The 6,566-nt window shown below is 62.7% G+C and carries 7 protein-coding genes; 1 reads left to right on the top strand and 6 read right to left on the bottom strand.

What is annotated here, in order from left to right:
• Positions 1-174: 174 nt before the first annotated feature.
• The 6 genes from WCA53_RS06295 to WCA53_RS06270 form a co-directional block, all read right to left on the bottom strand.
• A complete protein-coding gene (locus WCA53_RS06295) occupies positions 175-1,008 on the bottom strand; it encodes a phosphodiesterase (protein WP_423907015.1) in 834 nt (277 codons plus the stop codon).
• Between the two features lie 74 nt (positions 1,009-1,082).
• Positions 1,083-2,141, bottom strand: coding sequence for an ABC transporter ATP-binding protein (locus WCA53_RS06290; RefSeq protein ID WP_423907013.1), 1,059 nt, complete (start codon positions 2,139-2,141; stop codon positions 1,083-1,085).
• Complete coding sequence (locus WCA53_RS06285; protein WP_423907010.1) at positions 2,138-3,040, bottom strand: ABC transporter permease; 903 nt, start codon at positions 3,038-3,040, stop codon at positions 2,138-2,140. The genes WCA53_RS06290 and WCA53_RS06285 overlap by 4 nt, the downstream gene beginning before the upstream one ends.
• An 8-nt stretch (positions 3,041-3,048) precedes the next feature.
• Positions 3,049-3,873 (bottom strand): ABC transporter permease, encoded by an 825-nt coding sequence (locus WCA53_RS06280; protein WP_423907006.1) that lies wholly within the window; start codon positions 3,871-3,873, stop codon positions 3,049-3,051.
• A gap of 9 nt (positions 3,874-3,882) precedes the next feature.
• Positions 3,883-4,896, bottom strand: a complete 1,014-nt coding sequence (locus WCA53_RS06275) for an ABC transporter substrate-binding protein (RefSeq protein WP_423907004.1) — start codon at positions 4,894-4,896, stop codon at positions 3,883-3,885.
• 14 nt (positions 4,897-4,910) lie between these two features.
• Positions 4,911-5,987 (bottom strand): LacI family DNA-binding transcriptional regulator, encoded by a 1,077-nt coding sequence (locus WCA53_RS06270; protein WP_423907002.1) that lies wholly within the window; start codon positions 5,985-5,987, stop codon positions 4,911-4,913.
• Between the two features lie 203 nt (positions 5,988-6,190).
• Between WCA53_RS06270 and WCA53_RS06265 the strand changes: the two genes are divergently transcribed.
• On the top strand, positions 6,191-6,478 hold the full coding sequence (locus tag WCA53_RS06265) for an XRE family transcriptional regulator (protein ID WP_423907000.1): 288 nt from the start codon (positions 6,191-6,193) through the stop codon (positions 6,476-6,478).
• Positions 6,479-6,566 lie beyond the last annotated feature (88 nt).

Below are 6,566 nucleotides of genomic sequence, written 5' to 3'. Positions count from 1 at the left end.
TGGTCTCGCGGGAAGGCAGAAGGTGCGCGTGCCGTGCCTCGGTTACAAGGGGCCGCCAAGCATTAAACACCATTGTACGTAGACATGCACGCCGCCTGAAGACTCGGGCGAGCTGCGGTCAAGCATCGCTCAGACGCGCTTTGACAAGCACGTCGCCCGTATCCCCCGCTCCGATCAATCGATCAGGTCGCCGTCCGAATCGAAAAAGGGATAGGGCCCGTCGAATTGCTCGACATACGCGTGATGTGACACCACACCCGTTCCCGCTTGCCAATAGTGCAACGCGAACGCACCCGGTTCCATGACCCACGCCGAGGGGGCGTCGGCACTCAGGTCGAGCACGACCTGATGCGCGGTGGAAGGGGCAATCGACGCAATGGTCCCCCCAAAGCGCTTGTGTACTGGCCGATGCACATGCCCGCACAACACGCGCTCCACATTGGGATGGCGGCTGATCAACGCCTCAAGCTTCGATGCGGCCACCGGATCGAGCGCCATGTCGTCCATGTGCCCGATGCCGGTCGCGAACGGCGGATGATGCAGCGCGACAATGACGGGACGCCCGCGCGCCTGGTCGAGTTGCGCTTCAAGCCACGCAAGCCGCGCGTCGCACAGCGTTCCCGGGCTGTCATGCGGCACCTGCGAATCAAGCGCGATGATCCGCATATCGCCGAGATCGAACGCGTACTGGACGAACTCGCCAATGGTACGGTCATCGTGCAGATAAGGCGCGGTGAAAACCTCGCGCAACGCCGCGCGATCGTCGTGATTGCCGACCATCAGGTACACCGGAATCGTCAGCGGTTCGAGCAGCGTTGCAAGGTACCGATATTCTTCGACAGTACCGAAGTCGACCAGATCGCCGGTAACCAGCACGGCGTCCGGACAGGGCACAAGGGCGTTCAGGCGTTCGACACAACGCACGAGGCAGGTGGCCGTATCGACCCGGCCATAAGCCAGCAAGCCAGGCGTCCTGATATGAAGGTCGGTGATTTGAGCAAGTAGCATCGCGTTTTCTCTCTCATGACGTGGCGACAATTAAGCCCTTAATGCAGCCTCTGGTGCTGCCGCTAATGCAGCTTTTAATGCAGCGCAACCCAGCCCTCGTCGCGCACTGAAATTCCCACCAGCGTTCCCGCCGCCAGTTCGATCCGGCCCGGCACGTCGACGATCAGCGCATCGGGCGCGGCGCCCTCGATGCGCAAGCGCGTGCGCTCCCCGAGGAAGAGCGCCGACTCGACCGTGCCGCGCAATTGCGCACGCTGCGGATCGACAAGCTGGGCATCCTCCGGGCGGAAGAAAGCCTCAGTACGGCCACCGTCCTGAACCTTCACATTCGCCAGCAATCCAGGCACGACGATCGTACCGCCCTGCGTCACCAGCGCATTGTCGCGCCGCTCGCCCGACACGCGGTTCAGTGTGCCCACGAACTGCGCCACCGCGCGATTTGCCGGGCGGTAATAGATCTCGCGCGGCGTACCGCATTGTTCAATCCGCCCCGCGCTCATCACGACAATGCGGTCGGCGAGCGCCATCGCTTCGGACTGGTCGTGCGTCACATAGATGCTAGTGACCCGGAGCTCGCGTAGCAACGCGTTCATCTCGGCGCGCAGGGTTTCGCGCAGACGTGCGTCGAGGGCGGTCAGCGGTTCATCGAGCAACAATACACGCGGCCTCGGAGCAAGTGCGCGAGCGAGCGCCACGCGTTGCCGCTGGCCACCGGACAACTCGCCAATCGGTTTGTCGGCGTGCGCGGTGAGTTCCGTCATGTCGAGAAGTTCGTCCACCCGCCGACGCAACGCCTGCGCTTCTACTTTCTGAATCCGCAAGCCGTAACCGACATTGCCCCGCACCGACAGATTCGGAAACAGCGCGTAGTTCTGGAACACCATGCCGACCTGCCGACGCTCGATAGGAAGCGCGGTGACATCGTCGGCGCCAAAGCTCACACGGCCGCCGGCATCCGGCTTCTCCAGCCCTGCAATCATTCTAAGCGTGGTTGTCTTGCCGCAACCGGAAGGTCCCAGCAGCACGAGCGTCTCGCCCGCTTCGATGGAAAGGTCGACGGGATCAAGCACGCGCCGGCCGCGAAAAGTCTTGGCGCAGCGACTCAGGGTGACAGGGACGGCGTCTAGTTTCATCGTGCGGTCTCCGCGGGACGGGAAGGTTGGCCAAGGACGGGGTCCGGCGAGATTGGCTTCGTCAGCGAGCGCTTTCGCTTCGCTGCGGCGCGCGCGCTTTGCGTACCCGCCGGATCGACGCCCAGCCACTGCATGACAACCAGCAATGGCAGTGTCATCAGCAAGAAGAGGATCGTGTATGCGCTGCCGATCTCAAGCCGCATCGATGCATAGGCATCGGCGAGTCCGACCGGGAGCGTCTTGGTATCGGGTGTATGCAACATCCAGGTCAGGTTGAATTCGCCGATTGACAGCGTGAACACGGCCAGCGCGCCGGCGACAATTCCAGGCCGCGCATTGGGCAGTACGATGGTCACGAATCGCTGCGAGAAGGAGGCGCCGAGGCTCGCCGCGCCCTCTTCCATCGTCCGCAAATCCGTGCCTGCGCACACGGCTGCGACCGAGCGCACCATGAACGGCAAGGTGAAGACCACGTGCCCGGCGACAATGAACCCCATGCTCGAGCGAAACGCGCTCCAGCCGCCGTACACCGATAACAACGCAAGCGCCGTAGCAAGCCCGGGAAGCGCAATGGGCAGGACCAGCAGTTCTTCCACGACGCGCGCCCAGCGGCTCTTGCTGCGCGCGAGCGCATACGCCGCCGGCACGCCGGTAGCGAGCGTGATGGCGAGCGTCGCGAGCGCGATTTCTATCGATAGCCAGACCGAGCCTTGATACATCGACCAGACCCGTTCGAGCCACTTGAGGGTTAGGCCGCTCGACACGCCGTGAAAATAGTCGACCGTCAATCCCGCCATCACCGACATGACAACCGGGACGACCATGAATGCAATCAGCGCGAGCGTAACGAGCAACTGCCCGGCTGCGAGCAGACGACGGACTTTAAGAAATTCGGGCATAGGCAAGCTCATGCGGTGGCCGCGACCGTCGCGCCGGTCAGGCTGCGCGCGACGGCCAGCACGACCCAGGTAACGAGGCCAAGCACGATCGACAGCGCTGCGGCGGTGGCAAGATTCGCGTTGAGCGTGAACTCGGTATAGATGGTCATGGGCAGCACGTCGAGGTCGGTAGCCAGCGTAAACGCGGTGCCGAAAGCGCCCATCGAGGTCGCGAAACAGACTGCGCCGGCCGCGATCAACGCGGGCATCAAGGCCGGCAGCACGACGTCAATGAAGATGGGCCACGGCGATGCCCCGAGCGAGCGCGCTGCCTCCTCGAGCGACGCGTCGAGCTTCGTCGCGGCAGCCATCACCGTGACGATCACGCGCGGGATCGAGAAGTACAGGTAGCCGAGAAACAGGCCGCTGATCGAGTAGGCAAACACCCATCGATCGCCAGTGAAACGCATCGAGATCGCGCCGATCAGTCCTTGCCGCCCGGCCAGCATGATCACCATGAAGCCCACGACCACGCCGGGAAACGCAAGTGGAAAGGTTAGTAGTGCGACCAGGACGGACTTGGCGGGTAGCTCGCTGCGAGCGAGGAACAGCCCCGCCACCGTCGACAACGCCAGTGTCACCGCGGTCACGGCCAGTGAGAGCCCAATGGTCGCGAGCAAGCTATGCACATAGCGCGCGTTGGTCAGGACACTTCGATACGCCGAAAACGCGTCGGGCACCGCACTCGCCTGGACCAATGCGACCAACGGCAGGAGCCAGAACGCGCAGAACACGGCGAGGGCGGGAGCAAGCAGCGCGATCCGGGCGCGGTTAGAGAAGGTGGCGTCGAGCATCGTCTTGAATTAGTGCATCACGCGCAGATATTCTTCGCCGAACGCGCTCTGCTTTGCAGCCATCTTCGCGAAGTCGACATTTTTGGCCCGCGCATAGTCCGACGCAGGCAGGAATTTTGCCGCTACGTCAGGCGGCAGGGCCGCGCCTCGCACCGGCCGCAGGAATGCGTTTGCCCATAGGCGCTGACCCGCGTCGGACAGCACGAAATCCAGCACTTTCTCGCCGTTCGCCTGATGCGGCGCGCCCTTCACGAGACTCATCACATAGGGCACGACGATCGTGCCTTCAGCGGGAATGACGAATTCTGAGTTCGCGTGATCCGTGTATTTCGCGCGATATGCATCGAAGTCATAGTCGATCAGGATCGGGATCTCGCCTGACATAACGCGTGCGTACGCAGTCTGCTTGGGCACGATCGGCGCGTTCGCCTTCATCTTGGCGAACCAGTCGAGACCGGGTTTGAAATTATCGAGCGTGCCGCCGAGCGCCTGGTTGACGGCGACCGCGCCCGCGTAGCCGACGAACGCCGACGACGGATCGAGATAGCCGACCATGCCCTTGTATTCGGGCTTCAGCAAGTCAGCCCATGAACGCGGGACCGGCTTGCCATCGAGCGCGTCCTTGTTCACAAAGAAGCCCAGCGTGCCCGAGTGGATCGCGAACCAGTTGCCATCCGGGTCTTTCATGCCGGCTGGAATATCGCTCCAGTGCGCGGGCTTGTACGGTTGCAGCAGACCTTTCGCCTTCGCCTGGAAAGCGGACGAAACGCCGAGATAGACGACGTCCGCCACCGGGCTCTTCTGCTCGGCCATCATCTGCGCGATCGCCTGGCCCGAGTTCTTGTTGTCGAACGGAACGCGGATGCCGGTTTGCTTCTGGATCGCATCGATCTGGGACGCCCAGTCGGCCCATTCCGGCGGACAGTTGTAGCAGATTGCGGTGCCATCGGCATAAGCCGTGCCCGCGGCGCAAAGGGTGGCGGCCGCTGTCAGCACAGCCGCCAGGACATGACGGATTTTCATGGTGAAGTCCTCTATTAGGGCCTATTAAGTGGAGCGGGAGAGACGGTCGAGTCGTTTGAAAGATCAGTGGAACCGATGAATGGCGCGATCGTTGCGCCGATTCGAACGCTGTGCGGCAACCTAAGCGGCGAGGCGGGCGTTGCGAGGTTCGTGGCGCCTTCCGTCAAGCCGAGCTGGGATGCGAGGTGGTCCCACGCACAACGCCCGATCTCGCGATTGGGCGTGACCACGCTCGCAAGCGCTGGCGACAGCCATTCGCCTAGCGGAATGCCATCGAAGCCGAGTATCGAGATGTCACCCGGCACCGAGAGACCTGCGTGAACCAGGCTGCGGATCGCTATGATCGCGAGACGGTCGTTGCTGCAAAAAATTGCGCTTGGACGCGTGGCGGGATTGCTGAAATGAGCCAGCATCGCGGGCGGCAGATGTTCCGCGTTGAAGTCCAGCTCAAGCGGCGACTGCGGTTTAAGTCCGGCATCGAGCATTGCGTCTTCATAGCCTCGATAGCGCAGGCGGGCGCGATCCGATTCGGTGAACGATCCCGCCAGCATCAGAACTCGCCGATGTCCCTGCACGAGCAATGCCCTTACGCCATCGCGCGCAGCGCGCCGGTTATCGACCGATACGGCCACGCGGCACAGCGTGTCGTTGTGCGCGAGCACATACGGCAAGCCGATGCGATCCAGTTCGTCGAGCAGCGGATTCGACTCCGCGTCGGCAACCGTCGCGATCAATCCGTCGACGCGTTGCTCGCGCAGCGTCTCGATTGCCCTGCGTTCCCGTGCGGTGTCGTAGTCGGTCGTCATCAGCATCAGGCGATAGTCGCTCTTGGACGCCGCTTCGTCGATGCCTTGCAGGGACTCAGCGAAGACCGGATTGGCGAGTGTCGGCACGATCACGCCGATTAACCGGGTGCGGACGCCGCGCAATTGCCGGCCCCGGGCGCTTGGCATGAAGTCGAGCGCTTCGATCGATTCGCGAACCTTGGCGAGCGTTTGCGCGTTGAGCAGTTCCGGTGCGTTGATTGCGCGGGAAACCGTCGCGATGGAAACACCCGAACGCGCGGCGACATCCTTGATAGTGGAGTGCATCGATTGGCTCGCCCGAAGATGAAAACGTTTACAGCGTGGATTATCGAAGGCGTTTGTGACGACGGCGTGACGTGTGCATGACGTCTGGGTGACGTGCGTGGCACATCGCTTTGGCGAAGCGGATGGCGCACGCTGTCATCGGCGCGACTCGTTCGGCGCGTATTGTTTGCTACTCGGAATTGCCAACCTGAAAGATAGCCGCAATGAATGCACGCCCTTCGCTCGATCACCACGTAAGCCGCCATAGCGAGCACGACCATCGCGAGAATCACGCGCGTGAGCGCGCATTTGCAGCGCGGCTGGACATGACGCTCAAGCGATCGCGGCTTTCATCGAGTCGCGTGGCGAAATCGCTGGGCGTGGCCGAGGGCGATGTAGCCCTTTGGCGGGCAGGTATCACCATGCCGCGGGTTTCCGACTGTCGTCGGTTGTCGGAGATTCTTCAGGTTGATGTGGGGTGGTTAAGGGAGGGGGTTGGGCGGTTCTGCTAGCGAGGGGGTGCTGCTCGTGGCGGGGGTGGAGGGGTGCTGCTCGCGGCGAGTGTGGGGCTAGGATTGAGTCCTTCTGCTAGCGTGGTCG

Origin of the sequence: Caballeronia sp., assembly GCF_049581465.1 — a bacterium.
In the GTDB taxonomy this organism is placed as follows: domain Bacteria; phylum Pseudomonadota; class Gammaproteobacteria; order Burkholderiales; family Burkholderiaceae; genus Caballeronia.
This window is presented reverse-complemented; position numbering and strand designations above follow the sequence as displayed.